Raw genomic sequence first — 19,064 nt, 5'->3', positions numbered from 1 at the left:
CAGCATGACTGAGATGATCCGACTGACCGCCGCCCAGATGGCGGAGGGCATGCGCGCCGGGGAGTTCACCTCCACCGAGCTGGTGCAGGCACACCTGGACCGCATCGCCGCCGTGGACGGCGGAGACCGCGGAATCAACGCCTTCCTCCACGTCTCCGGAGAGGAAGCGCTGGCCACCGCCGCGGAGGTGGACAAGATCCGTGCCGCCGGGGGAGGGGGCACCGAGGCGCTCCACCCGCTGGCCGGGGTGCCGATCGCGGTGAAGGACCTGATCGTCACCGTCGGGCAGCCCACCACAGCGGGCTCGAAGATGCTCGAGGGCTGGATGAGCCCCTACGACGCGACCGTCATCGAGAAGGTCCGCGCCGCGAAGCTGCCGATCCTCGGCAAGACCAACCTCGACGAGTTCGCCATGGGCTCCTCCACGGAGCACTCGGCCTACGGGGCCACCCGCAACCCCTGGGACCTGGACCGGATCCCGGGCGGCTCCGGGGGCGGCTCCGCGGCCGCCGTCGCCGCCTTCGAGGCGCCGCTGGCGCTGGGCACCGACACCGGCGGCTCCATCCGCCAGCCCGGTGCGGTCACCGGCACCGTGGGCACCAAGCCCACCTACGGCTCGGTCTCCCGCTACGGCGCCATCGCCATGGCCTCCTCGCTGGACCAGATCGGCCCGGTGGCCCGCACCACCGAGGACGCGGCGCTGCTCCACGAGCTCATCGCCGGCCATGACCCCAAGGACTCCACGTCCCTGGTCGACGAGGTCCCCGCCTTCGCCCAGGCCGCCCGCCGTCAGGACGTCACCGGTCTGAAGATCGGGGTCATCCGGCAGCTGCAGGGTGAGGGCTACCAGGAGGGCGTGCTCGCCCGCTTCCAGGAGTCCCTGGACACGCTGCGCGCGGCCGGTGCCGAGATTGTGGAAGTGGACTGCCCCAGCTTCGAGTACGCGCTGGGCGCCTACTACCTGATCATGCCCTCGGAGGCCTCCTCCAACCTGGCACGATACGACGGTGTCCGCTACGGTCGCCGGGTGCTCCCCACGGATGCCCCGCTCACCATCGAACGCGTCATGGGTGCCACCCGCGCCGCCGGCTTCGGCGAGGAGGTCAAGCGCCGGATCGTGCTGGGCACCTACGCCCTCTCCGCGGGCTACTACGACGCCTACTACGGCTCCGCGCAGAAGGTCCGCACGCTCATCCAGCAGGACTTCGACGCCGCCTTCGAGAAGGCCGACGTGCTGATCTCGCCGACGTCGCCCACGGTGGCGTTCCCGCTGGGGGAGAAGCTCGACGATCCGCTGGCCATGTATCTCAACGACGTCGCCACCATCCCGGCGAACCTGGCAGGGATCCCCGGCATCTCCGTGCCCGGCGGACTGGCCGACGACGGAGCCGGCGGGCAGCTGCCCGTGGGCATCCAGTTCCTGGCCCCTGCCCGCGAAGACGCCCGGGTCTACCACGCCGGGGCCGCCCTGGAGCGGCTGCTCGCCGCCGACGCCGAGCCGCTCTGGGCCCGGGCCCCCGAGCTGCAGACCCCCGCGGCCCAGACTGCAGGAGAGTGAGGACTTCCATGACTGAGACGCTCGCAGAAGCATCGCCGCTGTCCTATGAGGAGGCGATGGCACGCTTCGACCCGGTCCTCGGCTTTGAGGTCCACGTCGAGCTCAACACCAAGACCAAGATGTTCTCCTCGGCGCCGAACGCCTTCGGCGACGAGCCGAACACCAACGTCAACCCCGTCTGCCTGGGCCTGCCCGGTACGCTGCCTGTGGTCAACGGACAGGCCGTGGAGGACGCCATCAAGCTGGGGCTGGCGCTGAACTGTCGCATCGCGGAGACCTGCCGCTTCGCTCGCAAGCAGTACTTCTACCCGGACACCCCGAAGAACTGGCAGACCTCGCAGTACGACGAGCCCATCGCCTTCGACGGCCACCTGGATGTGGAGCTCGACGACGGCGAGATCTTCCGCGTGGAGATCGAGCGCGCCCACATGGAAGAGGACGCCGGCAAGCTGACTCACGCGGGCGCCAGCGGACGCATCCAGGGCGCGGACTACTCCCTGGTGGACTACAACCGCTCCGGGGTGCCGCTGATCGAGATCGTCACCAAGCCGATCGTCGGAGCCGGGGAGCGCGCTCCGGAGATTGCCCGGGCCTATGTCTCCGCCGTGCGGGACATCGTCAGGGCCCTGGACATCTCGGACGCTCGCATGGAGCGTGGAAACGTCCGCTGCGACGCCAACGTCTCGCTGATGCCCAAGGGCACTACAGAGTTCGGGACCCGGTCTGAGACCAAGAACGTGAACTCCCTGCGGGCAGTGGAGCACGCGGTGATCTACGAGATCCGTCGTCACGCCGGGGTGCTCTCCGCCGGAGGGAGCATCGTCCAGGAGACCCGCCATTGGCAGGAGGGCACCCGCACCACCACGTCCGGGCGGCCCAAGTCCGACGCTGATGACTACCGGTACTTCCCGGAGCCCGACCTGCTGCCGATCGTCACCACGCAGGAGTGGATCGAGAAGCTCCGTGCCGAGCTGCCCGAGCCGCCGGCCGAGCGCCGTCGTCGTCTGCGCGAGGCCTGGGGCTACTCCGAGGCGGAGTTCCGTGACGTCGTCGCCGCCGGTCTGATGGACCAGGTCGAGGAGACGGTGGCCTCCGGCGCCAGCCCAGCCGTGGCGCGCAAATGGTGGATGGGCGAGATCTCCCGGCTGGCCAATGCGCGCGACGTCGACCCCGGCGCCCTGGGTGTGGAGCCCGCCACGATCATCGAGCTGGCCGGCCTCATCGAGGAGGGGCGGATCAATGACAAGATCGCCCGTCAGGTGCTGGAGCACCACATCGACGGGGAAGGCACGCCGCAGGAGATCGTGAAGGCACGCGGCCTGGAGGTCGTCTCCGATGACGGCGCGCTGACCGCGGCCGTGGAGAAGGCCATGGCGGAGAACCCCGACGTGGTGGAGAAGATCCAGGGCGGCAAGCTCAAGGCGATCGGGGCGCTGATCGGCCCGGTGATGAAGGAGACCCGCGGCCAGGCCGATGCCGGCAAGGTCCGCGAGATCGTCCTGAGCAGGCTGGGCATCGAAGGATGAAGGACCCGGGGCGGGACGGCGACGAGCCGGCCCGCAGCCCTCAACGGGGGCTGCATCCGGTGATCCTGGTCATCTGCATCCTGCTCTTCGTGTTCCTCTTCTTCCTGATCCGGGATGTCCGGACCCAGTATGTGGGGGAGTACGGCTCTGAGGAGTCTGCCCCGGCGCAGATCGAACCGGCCGAACCAGACGTTCCGACCACGCACTGAGCCGGCCTCTCCCTGCCGGGACGGGCCCGGCAATGGGCGTCGGAGCACGACACGCCGAGAAGGCCTCGTGCGGCACCTCTGCGGTGCCGCACGAGGCCTTTGTCGTCCCAGCGCCCCTGATCAGGCTGGCCGCCGCAAGAAAAACGTCATAGGAAACATCCAGGACACATCATCATTGCTGTGCGCAAAGCGCATGAAATCTCCCACTTATAGATTGTTGCGTGGACCGGGTAGTACTCTCGGTTCACAAGATCCATGTGATCTGGCTCGCACTACCATCCATTGGGGGATGAGACATGTCCATAGGAAGCCCAGTCCTTGTGGCTGCCGAGGCTGAGGAACCGGCCAACGGCCTGCAGGGCATCGCTGACACCATCGACGAAGGATTCGGTGAGATCACCGGGTTCTTCGTCAATCTGATCTTCGGCACCAACGTGGAGGTTCCACTCGGTGCCCCGTTCCCGGAAGGGGCCACTCTGTGGGACGGGCCGCTGGTGGTCCTCTGGGCCATCGTGGCCGCCATCGGGTTCACCATCTACTTCGGCTTCGTCCAGTTCCGCACGGCTCCGGTGACCTTCGAGATCGTGCGCGGCAAATGGACCACTGAGGACGACCCGGGGGAGGTCACCCATTTCCAGGCGCTGACCGCTGCGGTCTCCGGCACCGTGGGGCTCGGCAACATCGCCGGTGTGGCCGCCGCCGTCTCGCTCGGCGGGCCCGGCGCCACCTTCTGGATGATCCTGGCCGGCCTGTTCGGGATGTGCACCAAGTTCGTCGAGTGCACCTTGGGGGTCAAGTACCGCCACATCGACGAGAACGGCATCGTCCACGGCGGGCCGTTCAAGTACCTGCCGGTGGCGTTCCGGAAGCTGGGCAGGGTACCGGTGCTCATCATCACCGGCCTCTTCGCGATCTCGATCATGCTGTTCGGCATCATCGGTGGCGGCATGTTCCAGGCCAACCAGACGTACGGCGCCATCGAGTCCGCCGGCAGCACGCTGGACGAGATGACCGGGACTTCGACGTTCGCCTTCCTGGGCACAGACACCTCGGCGTTCATCTTCGGTGTGATCTTCGCGGGGCTGGTGGCCCTGGTCATCATCGGCGGCATCCGCCGGATCGGCTCCGCTACGGCGAAGATCGTGCCCACGATGGCCGGCATCTACGTGCTGGCCTGCCTGATCGTCATCGCGGTGAACATCACCAACATCGGTGAGGCGTTCGGCGCCATCTTCTCCGGGGCCTTCACGGCCGAGGGCATCACCGGTGGTGTCATCGGTGTGATCATCATCGGCGTGCAGCGTGCCGCGTTCTCCAACGAGGCCGGCATCGGCTCGGCCCCGATCGCGCACTCTGCGGTGAAGACCCGCCGCCCGGTCTCGGAGGGCTTCAACGCCATCCTGGAGCCGTTCATCGACACTGTGGTGGTCTGCACTATGACCGCACTGGTGATCATCTTTGCCTGGCCCGCCGACTACGAGGAGGCCATCGGTGTCGGTCACGACAACCCGGTGGGCCTGACGGCCGCCTCCTTCGAGACCTTCCTGCCTGGATTCTCCGTGGTCCTGGCGATCTGTGTGGCGCTCTTCGCGTTCTCCACCCTGATCACCTGGAGCTACTACGGGATCCAGGCCTGGCGCTACCTGGTGGGCATGTCGAAGACCAAGGACCTCATCTTCCGCGCCATCATCTGCGTGATGATCGTGATCGGCTGCATAGTGTCCTTCGGCAACATCATCGATTTCGCCGACTCGGCCCTGTTCCTGTGCATCTTCATCAACGTCGTCGGCTGCGTGATCCTGGCGCCGAAGGTCAAGGAGGAGATGAAGCAGTACCTCGCCGACCGGGCCGCCGGACGCCTCTTCGAGGACCCGAACGAGCTGCCCTCGGACACCCGAGAGATGGCCATCCTGGAGTTTCTGCAGGACAAGCCGTACGGCACATCGTTCGAGAAGCAGCGCGACTGAGTCGGTGGCGCGTTGAGCTGGGGAGCCCGGGCGGTCTGCGTATCGAGGGGATGCGCAGTCAGCCCGGGCCTCCTCAATGTCTGGGGCCTTATGTGTGGGTTCCCTGCCGATCGCCGGTCACAGCAGTTCGTCGAGGACGTCGTCGGTCCAGTCATCGGCTGGTCCGGATCTCTTCCGCCTCGTCTTTGCGGACCGGCGCCCCCAGAGGCTTCCTCCCGTCAGTGCTGCGCCGGTCAGGACGGCGGCTCCCTGGAGCGCGGTGAGTGCGGCGCCGTCGGCGAAGCGGCCCAGGAGGCCGAAGTCGTCGTTCCGTAGGCCGCCGATGCCGTTGATGAGCAGAATGATGCCGACGATCTCCATGAGAATGCGCATGGAAGGGTCTCCTGTTCCGTGAAGGGGCGATCGGGGGCGTGCCGCTGTGGGGTCTGCCGAGAAGCTCAGCGGGATGCGAGGTCGATGCGCTCGTCGGCGACCTCCAGGGTGTCGCCGTCATAGTCGAAGGTCTTGGACTCCGGGTCGGCGTCAGAGGCGTCCGTGGTGCAGGGTGCCCAGCGGTTCTAGTACAGTCGTGCTATATATGACGCCGCGAGTGTAGCACGGTCGTGCTAATGTCTGTCCATGCCTCGGACCATGGATCGTGACGCGCGCAAGAACCAGCTCGCGGAGGCGGTGTGGCAGGTGATCCTCGACCAGGGCATCTCCGCGGTCTCCGTCCGCACCGTCGCGGAGCGGGCCGGCGTCGCCGTCGGGTCGCTTCGGCATGTCTTCCCGAGCCGAGCGGAGCTCGTGCAGTTCTCCGCCGAGCTCATGGTGCAGCGCGCCACGGATCGTCTGTACGCCACCTACCCGAAGGCGGCCTCCGGTGATCCGCATGCGCGTGCCCTCGCGCTCATCAGAGAGGTCCTTCCGATCACACCGGACACCCGGGCGGAGTTCGAGGTCAACCTCGCCCTCCTGGCTGAACGTGCCGCGGTGCCGGAGCTTCATCGTGTCCGGGGTGAGGCGCACCAGCGGCTGGCCGGGCTCTGTCGACGCGTCGTCGACATGCTGACCTCAGAGCCCGGGACGCCGGCGGTCCTCGCCAAGGCGCAGCGGCTCCACGCGCTGATCGACGGGCTCGCCTTCCACCTCTTCCATCAGCCGCCGGAGGCCGACTCCGCGTGGGCGCTCGACATCATCAGGGCCGAGCTCCGCGAGATCGCCGGACATTCCGCCGACGGCGGGGGAGCACAGCGGTCAGGGTGAGGATCTCTGAGTCTGCGGGGACGGTGGCCGTCTCGGCGACAGTGTCGATGGCCATGAGTAGAGTGGCGCCATGGACGAGAACTGGATCGACCATCGCCGGAACGACGGTGAGCGTGTGGGATGGATCCGTATGATCGGGGACGGCTTCGTCGCCGTGGACGTCCTCGGCAGGCCGATCACCGAACCGGTCGACTGGCTCCAGGCTGAGGAGGCGCTGGACGGGCGAGGCCTGTCCTTCCTGGCGGGTCCCTGGCTGCTGAGGCTGCCGGAGGGAGACGAGGTCCGGGTCCGGATCGTGGAAGTCAGCCCGGACCGTATTCGTGTGGCCGAGGATGCGATGGGGACGGCCTCCGTAGTGGGCGCTCGGCCTCAGGAGCACACCCTGCCCTTTCCCGCCCCGGACACGTTGCGCCCGGTCCGCGAGCACGGAGCGCGAGTGCTCAGCGTGAGTAAGGAACATGATGTCCTCGGGTGGGCGCGATGAGCTTCCGCAAGACCAGCGGGACGACGGCGGCGCCGCAGATCGAGGCGGAAGGGCTGCGCTGGCTCGCTGAAGCGGTGCCGGATGGGGGAGCCGCCGTGGCCCGCGTGCTCGACGTCGACGAGCACGCGCTCACTCTGGAGACCATCGTCGAGGCCCGGCCCGATCGGATGTCAGCCGCGGCCTTCGGTGCAGCCCTGGCCCGCACCCACCGGAGCCTGCCTGCCGGCACGGCCTTCGGCGCCCTGCCCCCGGAGCACCCGCCCGGGGACCCGCCCCTGTTCGGCCCGGCCGGCCAGCTGCTCCCCATGGGCTCGGGGACGCATCTCAGCTGGGGCTCCTTTCTCGCCGCTGAGCGACTGGATCCGTTGCTGGAGCGCCTGACGGCAGTCCCGCCGGTGCTGCGTGCCGCCCGGGACCGCATCGCGTCCGGCGACCTCGACGGTGGCGGGACAGGTGGCACAAGCGGCGCAAGCGGGATCGACCAGGCCACGGATCACGCGGAGCCGCCGTCGCGCCTCCATGGTGACCTCTGGTCCGGGAACCTGCTGTGGCGGCGGGCCTCCCCGGAGGAGCCCGCCGCCGCAGGCTCACCGGGCCGCGACGCCGACGTCGAGGGCGTGCTCATCGATCCCTTCGCCCACGCTGGCCACCGGGAATCGGACATGGCGATGATGCAGCTGTTCGGCCTGCCCCACCTGGATGCCGTGGTGGCGGGCTATCAGGCCCAGTGGCCCCTCGCGCCGGGATGGGAGGATCGTGTGCCGGCCCACCAGCTGTTCTACCTTCTCGGACACTGGGTGCTCTTCGGGGACGGTTATGCGGCCGCCACCCTGCGCTGCTGCGAGACGACCCTGGCCCTATGAGAGGATCCTGAGCAGAATCGATCCGCGAGACCTCGCCAGGAGAGGACCATGACCCAGGACTACACCGTGCTGACCGTCTGCACCGGCAACATCTGCCGCTCCCCGGCCATGGAGCGGCTCATCGCCCATGTCTTCGGTGACGCCGTCGAGGAGGGACTGCATGTGCACTCCGGGGGGACCTTCGCCCATGACGGCGAGGACATGCAGCCGCCCATGAAGCGCCGCGTCGAGGAGTACGGGGCGGAGGCTGGGGATTTCACCGCCCGGCAGGTCACCGCGTCCATGGTCGAGGAGGCGGACCTGATCCTCACTGCGACCCGGGAGCACGTCGACGATGTCCTCGCCGAGGTGCCCGGCGCCCGAGCCCGGACCTTCACGGTGCGTGAACTGGGCCGGCTGCTCGAACACTTGCGGAGTCTGGGAGAGGCGAAGGAGCGGATCGACGAGCTGGTCGGCGAGGGTGCCTCGTCCCGGGACAGGCTCGCCGCCGTCGTCCCGCTGCTGGATGAGGCCCGCCGGGGGGCCGGGGGGCCGGGGCCGGAGGGCGACGTCGTCGACCCCTACATGCTGCCCGAGGACGTCTACGACGAGTCCTTCCGGCAGATCAGCGAGCCGATCGAGGCGCTGGCCGCGGTCATCCGCCGATGAGCCCCGACATTCCGGTGAGCTGAAGCACCAGCGGGAAGGCCAGGAAGGCGACCGCGTCCAGCAGGAAGTGGGCGATCACCAACGGCATCACCCGGCCGTACCGGAGATAGACCGCGCCGAAGATCAGTCCCATCAGGGCATTGCCGACCCCTGGTCCGAAGCCCTGGTAGAGGTGGTAGGCGCCACGCAGCAGCGCGGCGGCGGCGATCACCCACCACATCGGGGAGACCCGCGAGGACGACGACGCCAGGGCGGGCCACAGGCGGCGCGCACGGTCGAACAGGTACGCGATCATGATGACCTCCTCCACCAGGGCGTGGCGCACCGCGGCCAGCAGCAGCGTCGGCGTCGTCCACCAATGTTCGGTGACGTCGGACGGGACGATCTCCATGGTCAGCCCAGCGGTGCGCCCGGCCAGGTAGACCACCAGGGTCCCGGCCCCGATGAGCACGAACAGTCCGAGACCGATCCCGAGGTCCCGTCCAGGGCGGCGCAGGTCCAGGCCGAAGCGGCGGAACGGGTTCGTCCCGTGCAGCAGGAACAGGTAGATCACCAGGGCCACCGGCACCAGGGCGAAGAGGCTGTCCAGCAGCTGGTAGGTCAGGTCGAAGAGCTCATGTCGGGAGCGGCTGGAGTGCACGGTGGCCGACTGCTCCGACAGCGGGGCCAGGGAGAGCCGCTCGGCCAGCTGTAGGATCGCGTAGATCGCCGAGCGGCCCAGGGACAGGCCCAGCACCAGGATGACCTCCCATGCCAGGAAGCGGCGGGAAGGTGCCGGGGCAGGGAGTTCCGGAGTCGACGACGTCGGGCTGGTCACGGAGCACAGCATAGTCATGGTGGGGCGATGAAGTCGGTCTCGGCAGAAGTCGGTGATCTCATACTCGGTGTGCCATGATGTGAGCGGCATCACGCCGCGCCGTCCTCGGTGACACCTCGCCGACACAGGACGGTGCTAATCTTTGCGACCGGAGCTCGACGTGAGTTCCGACACTCCATGGACGCCGGCAACACTCAGGAGCCGCCGTCCGCGCTGCCGGCTGCAGGCCACACCATCCCGTGCGTCGCGGTCAGGAGTGTGTTGATGAGGGAAGGAAACCCATGGACGCTTTCATCGAATGGGCGGACACTGTCGTCTGGAGCCCAGCCCTGGTGTGGCTGTGCCTCGGCGCCGGTCTGCTCTTCACCATCCGCGCCAAGCTGGTGCAGTTCAGCCAGATCCCCAATATGATCCGGAACCTGGTCCAGGGCGGCAGCTCGAGGGACGGCATCTCGCCCTTCCAGGCGCTGACGATGTCCCTGTCCGGGCGTGTGGGTGCCGGCAACATCGCCGGTGTGGCCGTGGCGATCGCCTCCGGCGGCCCGGGTGCGGTGATGTGGATGTGGATCGTGGCGCTGCTGGGCGCGGCGACGTCCTTCGTGGAGTCCACCCTCGGCCAGATCTACAAGGAGCGCGACCCGCGCACCGGAGAGTATCGCGGTGGTCCGGCGTTCTACTTCGAGCGCGTGTACCGGCACACCTGGGCGGGCGTTCCGTTGAAGATCTACGCCTGGATCTTCGCGGTGGTCTCCGTGATCGCCCTGGGCATCTTCCTGCCCGGCATTCAGACGGACACGATGTCCGGTGCGCTGACCAGCGCCTTCCCGGCGCTCGACCGCTGGATGATCGGTGTCTTCCTGGCCATCGTGCTGGGCATCATCATCATCGGCGGTGTGAAGCGCATCGCGCACTTCACCGCCACCGTGGTGCCGATCATGGCCATCGGCTACATCATCGTCGCGCTGATCGTCCTGCTGGCCAACGCCTCCGAGATCCCGTCCATGCTGCGACTGATCTTCGACTCCGCGTTCGGCGCCCACGCCGTCTTCGGGGGCATCCTCGGCTACGCCGTCGACCAGGGTGTGCGCCGCGGCATCTACTCCAACGAGGCCGGTCAGGGCACGGGGCCCCACGCGGCCGCTGCGACCGAAGTCTCGCACCCGGCCAAGCAGGGGCTGGTGCAGGCCTTCGCGGTCTACATCGACACGCTGATCGTCTGCTCGGCCACCGCGTTCCTGATCCTCTCGACGGGCATGTTCCAGGTGGAGACCGACGACGGCGTCATCGACCACGCCACGAACCTGCCCGAGGGAGCGGAGGCCGGTGCGCCGTACACCCAGCACGCGCTGGACACGGTCTTCGCCGGGGCCGGATCGATCTTCGTGGCCATCGCGCTGACGTTCTTCGCCTTCTCGACGCTGGTCTATTACTACTACATGGCCGAGACGAACCTGACCTACGCGATGCGCAAGGTCAAGAGCACCAGTGTGCAGCGGGCGCTGCTGGCGGTGCTGCAGGTCGTCATCCTCATCGTGGTCTTCTACGGGGCGATGGGCGCTGAAGGCAGGGCCTGGTCGATCGGTGACATCGGCGTGGGCATCATGGCCTGGCTGAACATCGTGGGAATCCTGCTCATCCAGCAGCCGGCGTTCAAGGCGCTCAAGGACTATCGGGCGCAGATGAAGGCGGGGAAGGACCCGCAGTTCGACCCGCGCACCCTGGGCGTGCGCAACGCTGAGTTCTGGGAGGAGCGGGCCGACGCCATCGCCAACGGCACCCACCCCGAGTCGGGCCCGCAGGACTCCGGCAGCGGCGGCGACGGCGACCAGCCGGCACCGGTCCCGGTGCGCTGAGCACCCTTCGCCACCCTCTAGGTTGAGCTGGTGAGTTTCCGCCTGAAAGAGGTCGTTCTACGGCTGATTGAGGCGGAAACTCACCAGCTCAACTCGTCTCCGGGGAAGGTTATCCACAGAAGCGCCTCGTGGGGCTGTGCTGCGGAAGCCTATCGGGCAGGCTGGCCCTCATGCGTCGACCTGACCCGCTCCCGCCGTCGCTCTACGGCCGCATCTTCACCCGCCAACAGGCCCTGGCCGCGGGAGTGCCGGAGAAGCGGCTCCGGGCCCGTGACATCGAGCGGGTCGTCCGAGGCATCTACCGCCATCGTCCTGTGCCGGGCGACGCCGACGTCGCACCCGCCGCGGGTGTGGGTGGGCCGCACGGTGAAGGGCCGCACGGTGAAGGGCCGCATGTGGAGGGGGTGCCGTCCGAGACGATCGATCTCGCCCTGCTGCAGGCACTCTGCTCTCGTGCGCCGGGCCTCTGGTTAAGCCACGCGACTGCCGCCCGGGTGCACGGCCTGCCCCTCCCTCCGCGTTTCGCGGGGGATTCAGCGATCCATGTCAGCGGCCGGTTCAGGGGCAGGACTGTGGCCGGGCTCGGAGCAGTGCGTCAGCACGGTCCGATCAAGAACACCATGGGGGAGGTGCTGGAGCAGGAGGGCCTGCGGCTCGCTTCACCGGAGCGTGTGTTCATCGACCTCATGCCGCACCTTCGACCGGACGAGCTCGTGGTGCTGGGCGACGCGTTGGTCCGTGAGCCTCGAGCAGTCTTCGAAGGCAGGGGAACACCCCTGGAGCACGCGTGAGCTGCTGGAGGAGTGTCTGTCGCGGCACGGCCACACCCGGGGGATCGTCGCCGCACGGCAGGCTCTCGAGAGGGTGCGCGTCGGGGCGGACTCCCCGCCGGAGACCCTTCTTCGTCTGCGACTCGTCGAGGCCGGCCATCCGGAGCCGGAGCTGCAGGCGAGACTTGACCCGGATGATCCCGTCAGCCCCGTGACCGACCTGGCGTACCGCCGTCGGAAGGTGGCGGTCCAGTATGACGGAGCCCATCACTTCGAGGCCGAGCAGCAGGCCAGCGACGAGTGGCGCGACGGGGCGTTCCGCCGGGACGGGTGGACGGTCGTGCGGGCGAATCGCGTGGACTTCAGAGAGGACTTCATCGGCGTCGTGGCCCGAGTGAGCGTCCTCCTGCTCAGTTGAGCTGGTGAGTTTCCGCCTGAATACGGCCCCAGAGCGCGTCTTTCGGGCGGAAACTCACCAGCTCAACTGGGAGTGGGAGGGGACAGAAGAGGGGCCCTGGCTCGTCAGATGACGTGCCAGGGCCCCTCTCAGAGACGGATCAGAGCAATCAGTGCGAGTGCTCGTCCTCGTCGTGCTTCTTCTCGACGACCAGCGTCTCGGTCGTCAGCACCAGCGCCGCGATGGAGGCGGCGTTCTGCAGCGCAGAGCGGGTGACCTTGACCGGGTCGATGACGCCGTCGGCGATCAGGTCGCCGTACACGCCGGTCTTGGCGTTGTAGCCGTGGTTCGGCTCCAGCTCCGCGACCTTGGAGGCGACGACGAAGCCGTCCTCGCCGGCGTTCTGCGCGATCCAGCGCAGCGGCTGGACCAGCGCGCGGCGGACGATGCCCACCGCGGCGGCGGCGTCGCCTGCCAGCGCCTGCACGTTCTCGTCCTCGTCGAGGGCGGAGAGCGCGTTGATCAGCGCGGTGCCGCCACCGGCGACGATGCCCTCCTCGAGGGCCGCGCGAGTGGAGGACACGGCGTCCTCGATGCGGTGCTTACGCTCCTTGAGCTCCACCTCAGTGGCCGCACCGACCTTGATGACGCCGATGCCGCCGGCCAGCTTGGCCAGCCGCTCCTGCAGCTTCTCCCGATCCCACTCGGAGTCGGTCGCGTCGGCCTGCGCTTTGATCGTCGCGGCACGGGCCTCGACGTCCTCCGTGGAGCCGGCGCCGTCGACGATCGTGGTGCTGTCCTTGGTGACGGTCACACGACGAGCGGTGCCGAGCACCTCGGGGCCCACCTGGTCCAGCTTCAGACCGAGGTCGGGGGAGACCACCTGAGCGCCGGTGAGGATCGCGATGTCCTCCAGCATGGCCTTGCGGCGGTCGCCGAAGCCGGGAGCCTTGACGGCCACGGCGTTCAGGGTGCCGCGGATCTTGTTCACCACCAGGGTGGAGAGGGCCTCGCCCTCGACATCCTCGGCGATGATGAACAGCGGCTTCTTCGCCTGCAGGACCTTCTCCAGCAGCGGCAGGAACTCCTGCATGTTGGAGATCTTGCCCTGGTGGATCAGGATCTGCGGGTCCTCCAGCACAGCTTCCTGACGGTCGGCGTCAGTGACGAAGTGCGGGGAGAGGTAGCCCTTGTCGAACTGCATGCCCTCGGTGATGTCGAGCTCGGTCGACGTCGTGGAGGACTCTTCGATGGTGATGACGCCTTCGGTGCCCACGGCGTCGAAGGCGCGGGCGATCAGCTCGCCGACCTCGTCGTTCTGGGCGGAGATCGCGGCCACGTGGGCCACCTGGGCGCCCTCGACGTCGCGCGAGTTCTGCTTCAGGCGCTCGGTCACCGCGGTGACGGCGGTCTCGATGCCGCGCTTGATCTCGCTCGGCGCCGCACCGGCGGCCACGTTGCGCAGACCCTCCTTGACGAGGGCCTGGGCGAGCACGGTGGCCGTGGTGGTGCCGTCGCCGGCGACATCGTTGGTCTTGGTGGCGACCTCCTTCGCGAGCTGAGCGCCGAGGTTCTCGTAGGAGTCCTCGACCTCGATCTCGCGGGCGATCGTCACGCCGTCGTTGGTGATGGTCGGCGCGCCCCAGGACTTGTCCAGGACGACGTTGCGGCCCTTGGGGCCCAGCGTGACCTTGACAGTGTCGGCGAGTTTGTCGATGCCGGCCTCAAGAGCCTTCCGGGCGGCATCGTCGAACTCCAGCTGCTTTGCCATGTGAGTTGCTTCCTTTGCGAGTCAGATGCGGGTCTCGAGAAGTGTGCGGAGGTCCGCGATCACTTCTCGACGACAGCCAGGACGTCGCGGGCGTTCAGGACGAGGAACTCGTCGCCGCCGACCTTGACCTCAGTGCCGCCGAACTTGGAGTAGATGACGACGTCGCCTTCAGAGACGTCGACCGGGACGCGGTTGCCCTTGTCGTCGAAGCGGCCGGGGCCCACTGCCACGACCTCGCCCTCCTGGGGCTTCTCCTTGGCGGTGTCCGGGATCACGAGGCCGGAAGCGGTGGTCTGCTCAGCTTCCAGGGGGCGGACAACAATGCGATCCTCGAGGGGCTTGATAGAGACTGACACGTCAGTGCTCTCCTTTGCGTGAAGTCGAATCGGGTCTGTGCTCAGGCCAGGGCTGTACGTCGTGTGACGCCGACGTCGTGCCGCAGGCCGGGTTTGTTGCGCGCCTTGGGAGTGACCAACCGTCGTCGCGGTGCCGGATGGCGCCCCGTCAGGCTCCGACACCGGTGACACCGGCGCCGAATCAGCACTCGATGACGTCGAGTGCCAACACAAACTTTAGGACGGCCTTAGCACTCGGTCAAGCAGAGTGCTAAGACCGCCCTATGAGTCGGTCCATTCCGGTGATGCGGAGTGCTCCGCTCAGCGATAGACGCCGGGGCTGGCCCGGCGATGCAGGCCCAGTCGGAAGCCGACGCCGGCGGCGACGAAGACCGCCACGCCGAAGACCCAGCCGGAGAGCGCCATGGCCTGGGTGCCGGAGAGCAGCACTCCGATGGTGCAGCCCAGCCCGATCATCGAACCCCATCCCAGCAGCACCCCGCCGATCGCCGCGGTGAGGGAGTTCCACCCGGTGAGCCGCTCCACACGGACTCGGCGACCGGGCAGCGCCGCCGCCAGGGAGGCCAGCACGATCCCCAGTATCAGCCAGCCGTTGGTGGTCACGGTGTGCACCACCAGCGCCACGCAGCCGGCCAGCCGCTCGTCCAGGCCAGGCATGAAGTTCGGCAGCAGCCCCGCGGAGTCCATGCTCGTGCGCGTCAGCGAGGAGATCTGGCTTGTCACCCCCAGCGGCTGGTCCTTGTAGTAGGCCAGCACCGCCAGGACCCCGACGCCGGCCCCGGTGGCCAGGGCGGGCCAGCGCTTGAAGAAGAGCAGCCTGCGGATCTCGGTCCCGTCGACCACGCGATCCCCGCGTCCCTGCACGGGTGGGTTCCAGCGCAGCAGCCAGAGCCCGAGGCCGGCCAGCACGCCCAGCTGCAGCAGGATGGCCACCGTGTACCCGCCGCCGGCCGGCAGCCAGGGCACTGGAGCTCCGGCGATGAACCCGGAGTACATGAAGTCCCAGGAGAGGAAGCCCGCGGCAAAGCCGACCACCACACCGGCCAGCGCCGGGATCGAGCGAAGATGCCCCTCGGGCAGGCGGTAGAGATGCCCCGCGATGCATCCCCCGGAGATGACCATGCCCAGCCCGAAGGCCAGCCCGGCGATCACCAGCGCCAGCGAGACCGGGGCGATGTGCGCATCCGAGGGGAGTGTGCCGCCGGTGGGGTTGGACACCCGCAGGGAGAAGACGACGGCGTAGCCGATCATCCCCACCGCGATGGAGACCAGCACGGCGTACAGGCCCCGGGAGCTGCCCTTCTCGAAGAAGTCCCGGAACACGCAGAAGAAGCAGTACCGGCCGCGCTCGAACAGGATGCCCAGTCCGGCGCCGATCAGCAGGGCGAAGGAGGCGTTCGACCCGCCGAGGCCTTCGCCGTCGGTGACGGCCAGCCAGGCGGCCAGGCCCAGCAGCAGGGCCGCCACCCCCAGTGCGACGCCGGTGCGCGCCGAGTCCGCCCGGGTCCAGCCCAGCGGACGGTCGGCGGGGACCGAGACGGAGCCCGGGCCGCCGGTGCGGCGGGCGGGCTCCGTCGTCGTGGATTCTGCGGTGGTGCTCACGAGCCGCTGCCGCTGCCCCACAGGCCGGCCCGCTCGTCGGTGTTGTTGGCCACCGGCACGCCGACTGAGTTGCCCCACTCGGTCCAGGAGCCGTCGTAGACCTGGGCGTCGGCGCCGAGGATCTGGTTCAGGGCGAACCAGGAATGCGAGGCGCGCTCACCGATGCGGCAGTAGGTGACGATCGGGGAGTCGAGGTCCACGCCGGCGTCCTCGTAGATGGCACGGATCTCGTCGGCGGGCAGGAACTGGCCGGTCTCGGGGTCGACGATCTCACCCCAGGAGACGTTCACCGAGCCGGGGATGTGGCCCCAGATGGAGGTGGACTCGCCTTCGAAGATCGCGGGGTCCACGCCGACGGCGCCGTCGTGCTCGTCGGCGGAGCGGATGTCGACCAGCGCGGTGTCGGACTCGCCGTCCACGTTCTCGTCGGCGATCTCCAGGACCTCCGGCTGCAGGGCACGGATGTCGAGGTTCTGCGGCTGGGCCTCCCAGGTGCCCTCAGCGACGTCGGGGACCTCCTCGGTGAGCTCACGCTCGTCGTAGGCCTCCCACTTGTGCAGGCCGCCGTCGAGCAGCCGGACGTCCTCGGCGCCGTAGAGCTTGAACACCCAGGCGGCGTAGGCGGCGAACCAGTTGTTGCTGTCGCCGTAGAGGACGATGGTGTCGCCGTCGTCGATGCCCAGGCTCTGGGTGAGCTCGGTGAACTCGTCCTGGGAGATGAACTCCCGGGTGTTGGGCTGGGTGAACTCGGTGGACCAGTTCACGTACTGGGCCTGGGGGATGTGGGCCTCGGAGTAGGGAGTCAGCTCCGAGGTGGGCAGCTCCTCGGAGACGTCGATCAGCACGATGCCCTGTTCGGCGAGGTCGCCCTCGTCGAGGCGATCGGCGAGCCAGTCGGTGGAGACCAGGACGTTCTCCAGGTCCTCGTCGCCGCCCTGGTGGACCTCGTCCTGGCCGCGGTTCTCGCCGGTGACCTGAACATTCGCCACGGTGGCGGCCTGTTCGCCGGATCCCCCCGGGGCCGCGGAGGCGGAGCCGTCCTCGTCGCCGCCGCTGAGGCTGCTGGTGACGACGCCTCCGGCGGTGGCGGCCAGTGCCGCCACGGCGACGAACGCCACGGCCAGCTTGCCGCTGGAGCGTCGGCCTGAGCTCTGGTTCTCTTCGGGTGTGGGTGCCTCTTCGGTGCTCATGATGCGGTGATGCCTTTCGCTGCAGGAAGGTGTGTGCAGAAGTGGTGCGGATGTGCCTGCACACCACTATGGGCGATATCTTCAGAAATATGAACAGATAAGTTCATATGCTGTCACATTGGTCGCCTCACGCCTGCCATGGGCCCCGCCCGGCCCGGCCGTCAGCCGGACACACAGGAATCTCGGCGGCAGTAGACTTGTTGTGGCCCTGACACCGACGGCGGCGCACCCGACGGCGCCGCGGCCCCGCGAGCACCCGAGCGACCCCCTGGAGAGGCGAGACCCCGTGACTGAGACCCCCGCAGAGGACCACGACCCCTTCGGCTTCGTCGGACTGACCTACGACGACGTCCTCCTGCTGCCCGGCGCCACTGACGTCATCCCGTCCGACGCCGACACCTCCACGCAGTTCAGCCGCAACATCACGCTGAACACCCCGGTGGCCTCCGCGGCCATGGACACGGTCACCGAGGCACCGATGGCGATCGCCCTGGCCCGGCTCGGCGGCATCGGCATCCTCCACCGGAACCTCTCCCTGGAGGACCAGGCGAAGCAGGTCGACCAGGTCAAGCGCTCGGAGTCCGGCATGATCTCCGACCCGGTGACGATCACCCCGGACGCCACGCTGGAGGACCTCGACGACCTCTGCGCCCATTACCGCGTCTCCGGGCTGCCGGTGGTCGACGCCGACCGGAAGCTGCTGGGCATCATCACCAACCGCGACATCCGCTTCGTCGCCTCCGAGGACTACCTGACCACCAAGGTCTACGAGAAGATGACCCCGCAGCCGCTCATCACCGCCCAGGTGGGCATCTCGCGCGACGAGGTCATCCAGCTCTTCTCCGAGCACCGGGTGGAGAAGCTGCCGCTGGTGGACGACGACGGCCGCCTCACCGGGCTGATCACCATCAAGGACTTCGACAAGGCCGACAAGTATCCGCAGGCCACCAAGGACTCCGAGGGAAGGCTGCGCGTCGGCGCGGCGGTCGGATTCTTCGGAGAGGGCTTCGAACGCGCGATGGCGCTCATCGACGCCGGGGTGGACGCCCTGGTGGTCGACACCGCCAACGGCCACACCCGCGGGGTGCTGGACATGATCGCCAAGCTCAAGGCCGAGCCGCACGCCGCCGGGGTGGACGTCATCGGCGGGCAGGCCGCGACCCGTGAGGGCGCCCAGGCTCTCATCGACGCCGGAGCGGATGCGATCAAGGTGGGGGTGGGGCCGGGCTCCATCTGCACCACGCGGGTGGTCGCCGGGGTCGGCGTCCCCCAGGTCACCGCCATCCATGAGGCCGCCAAGGCCGCGATCCCGGCCGGTGTGCCGCTGATTGCCGACGGCGGGCTGCAGCACTCCGGTGACATCGGCAAGGCCCTGGTGGCCGGCGCGAACTCCGTGATGCTCGGCTCGCTGCTGGCGGGCGCCGCGGAGTCCCCCGGTGACCTGGTCTTCTACAACGGCAAGCAGTTCAAGGCCTACCGCGGCATGGGCTCGCTGGGAGCGATGCAGACCCGCGGGAAGAACACCTCCTACTCCAAGGACCGCTACTTCCAGGCGGACGTGCCCGACGACGAGAAGCTCATCCCCGAGGGCATCGAGGGCCAGGTGCCTTATCGGGGTCCGCTCTCCGCGGTGGTCCACCAGCTCACCGGCGGACTGCGTCAGACCATGTTCTACGTGGGCGCCCACACCATCGACCAGCTGAAGTCCAAGGGTAAGTTCGTGCGCATCACCTCGGCGGGGCTGAAGGAGTCGCACCCGCATGACGTGATGATGACCGTCGAATCGCCCAACTACCGGCGTCGCTGAC

At 68.3% G+C, this 19,064-nt stretch carries 18 protein-coding genes; 12 read left to right on the top strand and 6 right to left on the bottom strand.

Features of this window, described 5'->3' with window-relative positions; genetic code table 11:
* Positions 1-4 precede the first annotated feature (4 nt).
* The 4 genes from gatA (at position 5) to HNR09_RS03560 (ending at position 5,260) form a co-directional block, all read left to right on the top strand.
* Positions 5-1,558 carry an Asp-tRNA(Asn)/Glu-tRNA(Gln) amidotransferase subunit GatA gene (gene gatA, locus HNR09_RS03575; protein WP_179540800.1) on the top strand — a complete coding sequence of 518 codons (1,554 nt, stop codon included), beginning with the start codon at positions 5-7 and terminating at the stop codon, positions 1,556-1,558.
* Positions 1,559-1,566: 8 nt separating this feature from the next.
* Positions 1,567-3,084 (top strand): Asp-tRNA(Asn)/Glu-tRNA(Gln) amidotransferase subunit GatB, encoded by a 1,518-nt coding sequence (gatB, locus tag HNR09_RS03570; protein ID WP_179540799.1) that lies wholly within the window; start codon positions 1,567-1,569, stop codon positions 3,082-3,084.
* A complete protein-coding gene (locus HNR09_RS03565) occupies positions 3,081-3,293 on the top strand; it encodes a hypothetical protein (protein WP_179540798.1) in 213 nt (70 codons plus the stop codon). The genes gatB and HNR09_RS03565 overlap by 4 nt, the downstream gene beginning before the upstream one ends.
* A 296-nt stretch (positions 3,294-3,589) precedes the next feature.
* Positions 3,590-5,260, top strand: a complete 1,671-nt coding sequence (locus HNR09_RS03560; protein ID WP_179540797.1) for an alanine/glycine:cation symporter family protein — start codon at positions 3,590-3,592, stop codon at positions 5,258-5,260.
* Positions 5,261-5,377: 117 nt separating this feature from the next.
* Here HNR09_RS03560 and HNR09_RS03555 read toward each other — a convergent pair whose 3' ends face one another.
* A complete protein-coding gene (locus HNR09_RS03555; RefSeq protein WP_179540796.1) occupies positions 5,378-5,632 on the bottom strand; it encodes a hypothetical protein in 255 nt (84 codons plus the stop codon).
* Positions 5,633-5,890: 258 nt separating this feature from the next.
* Between HNR09_RS03555 and HNR09_RS03550 the strand changes: the two genes are divergently transcribed.
* The 4 genes from HNR09_RS03550 (at position 5,891) to HNR09_RS03535 (ending at position 8,500) form a co-directional block, all read left to right on the top strand.
* Entirely contained in the window at positions 5,891-6,505 is a 615-nt protein-coding gene (locus HNR09_RS03550) for a TetR/AcrR family transcriptional regulator (protein ID WP_218881876.1), read from the top strand.
* A 70-nt stretch (positions 6,506-6,575) separates the two neighbouring features.
* A complete protein-coding gene (locus tag HNR09_RS03545; protein WP_246348703.1) occupies positions 6,576-6,989 on the top strand; it encodes a hypothetical protein in 414 nt (137 codons plus the stop codon).
* Entirely contained in the window at positions 6,986-7,852 is an 867-nt protein-coding gene (locus HNR09_RS03540; protein ID WP_179540794.1) for a fructosamine kinase family protein, read from the top strand. Before HNR09_RS03545 ends, HNR09_RS03540 begins: the two co-directional genes overlap by 4 nt.
* Before the next feature lie 48 nt (positions 7,853-7,900).
* The gene (locus tag HNR09_RS03535) at positions 7,901-8,500 is read left to right on the top strand and encodes an arsenate reductase/protein-tyrosine-phosphatase family protein (RefSeq protein ID WP_179540793.1); all 600 of its coding nucleotides are present in this window, start codon (positions 7,901-7,903) and stop codon (positions 8,498-8,500) included.
* On the opposite strand, the gene HNR09_RS03530 is transcribed toward HNR09_RS03535, so the two are convergent.
* Positions 8,487-9,317, bottom strand: a complete 831-nt coding sequence (locus HNR09_RS03530; protein ID WP_343047435.1) for a CPBP family intramembrane glutamic endopeptidase — start codon at positions 9,315-9,317, stop codon at positions 8,487-8,489. The genes HNR09_RS03535 and HNR09_RS03530 overlap by 14 nt on opposite strands.
* A 281-nt stretch (positions 9,318-9,598) precedes the next feature.
* On the opposite strand from HNR09_RS03530, the gene HNR09_RS03525 reads away from it, so the two are divergent.
* The 3 genes from HNR09_RS03525 to HNR09_RS03515 all read left to right on the top strand — a co-directional run bounded on the left by HNR09_RS03525 (position 9,599) and on the right by HNR09_RS03515 (position 12,358).
* A complete protein-coding gene (locus HNR09_RS03525; protein ID WP_179540792.1) occupies positions 9,599-11,170 on the top strand; it encodes an alanine/glycine:cation symporter family protein in 1,572 nt (523 codons plus the stop codon).
* A 170-nt stretch (positions 11,171-11,340) separates the two neighbouring features.
* A complete protein-coding gene (locus HNR09_RS03520; protein WP_179540791.1) occupies positions 11,341-11,961 on the top strand; it encodes a type IV toxin-antitoxin system AbiEi family antitoxin domain-containing protein in 621 nt (206 codons plus the stop codon).
* Positions 11,909-12,358: a DUF559 domain-containing protein gene (locus HNR09_RS03515; RefSeq protein WP_179540790.1), complete on the top strand. Its 450-nt coding sequence runs from the start codon at positions 11,909-11,911 to the stop codon at positions 12,356-12,358. Before HNR09_RS03520 ends, HNR09_RS03515 begins: the two co-directional genes overlap by 53 nt.
* Positions 12,359-12,506: 148 nt before the next feature.
* On the opposite strand, the gene groL is transcribed toward HNR09_RS03515, so the two are convergent.
* The 4 genes from groL to HNR09_RS03495 all read right to left on the bottom strand — a co-directional run bounded on the left by groL (position 12,507) and on the right by HNR09_RS03495 (position 17,256).
* Entirely contained in the window at positions 12,507-14,108 is a 1,602-nt protein-coding gene (gene groL, locus HNR09_RS03510) for a chaperonin GroEL (protein WP_179540789.1), read from the bottom strand.
* Positions 14,109-14,167: 59 nt separating this feature from the next.
* The gene (gene groES / locus HNR09_RS03505; RefSeq protein WP_179540788.1) at positions 14,168-14,464 is read right to left on the bottom strand and encodes a co-chaperone GroES; all 297 of its coding nucleotides are present in this window, start codon (positions 14,462-14,464) and stop codon (positions 14,168-14,170) included.
* 300 nt (positions 14,465-14,764) lie between these two features.
* Positions 14,765-16,066, bottom strand: a complete 1,302-nt coding sequence (locus tag HNR09_RS03500) for a YeeE/YedE thiosulfate transporter family protein (protein WP_179540787.1) — start codon at positions 16,064-16,066, stop codon at positions 14,765-14,767.
* Positions 16,063-17,256: a sulfurtransferase gene (locus HNR09_RS03495; RefSeq protein WP_179540786.1), complete on the bottom strand. Its 1,194-nt coding sequence runs from the start codon at positions 17,254-17,256 to the stop codon at positions 16,063-16,065. The genes HNR09_RS03500 and HNR09_RS03495 overlap by 4 nt, the downstream gene beginning before the upstream one ends.
* A 286-nt stretch (positions 17,257-17,542) precedes the next feature.
* Here HNR09_RS03495 and guaB point away from each other — a divergent pair, with 286 nt between their 5' ends.
* A complete protein-coding gene (guaB, locus tag HNR09_RS03490) occupies positions 17,543-19,063 on the top strand; it encodes an IMP dehydrogenase (RefSeq protein WP_179540785.1) in 1,521 nt (506 codons plus the stop codon).
* Position 19,064: the final 1 nt, after the last annotated feature.

The organism is Nesterenkonia xinjiangensis (genome assembly GCF_013410745.1).
Classification (GTDB): Bacteria; Actinomycetota; Actinomycetes; order Actinomycetales; family Micrococcaceae; genus Nesterenkonia; species Nesterenkonia xinjiangensis.
This window is presented reverse-complemented; position numbering and strand designations above follow the sequence as displayed.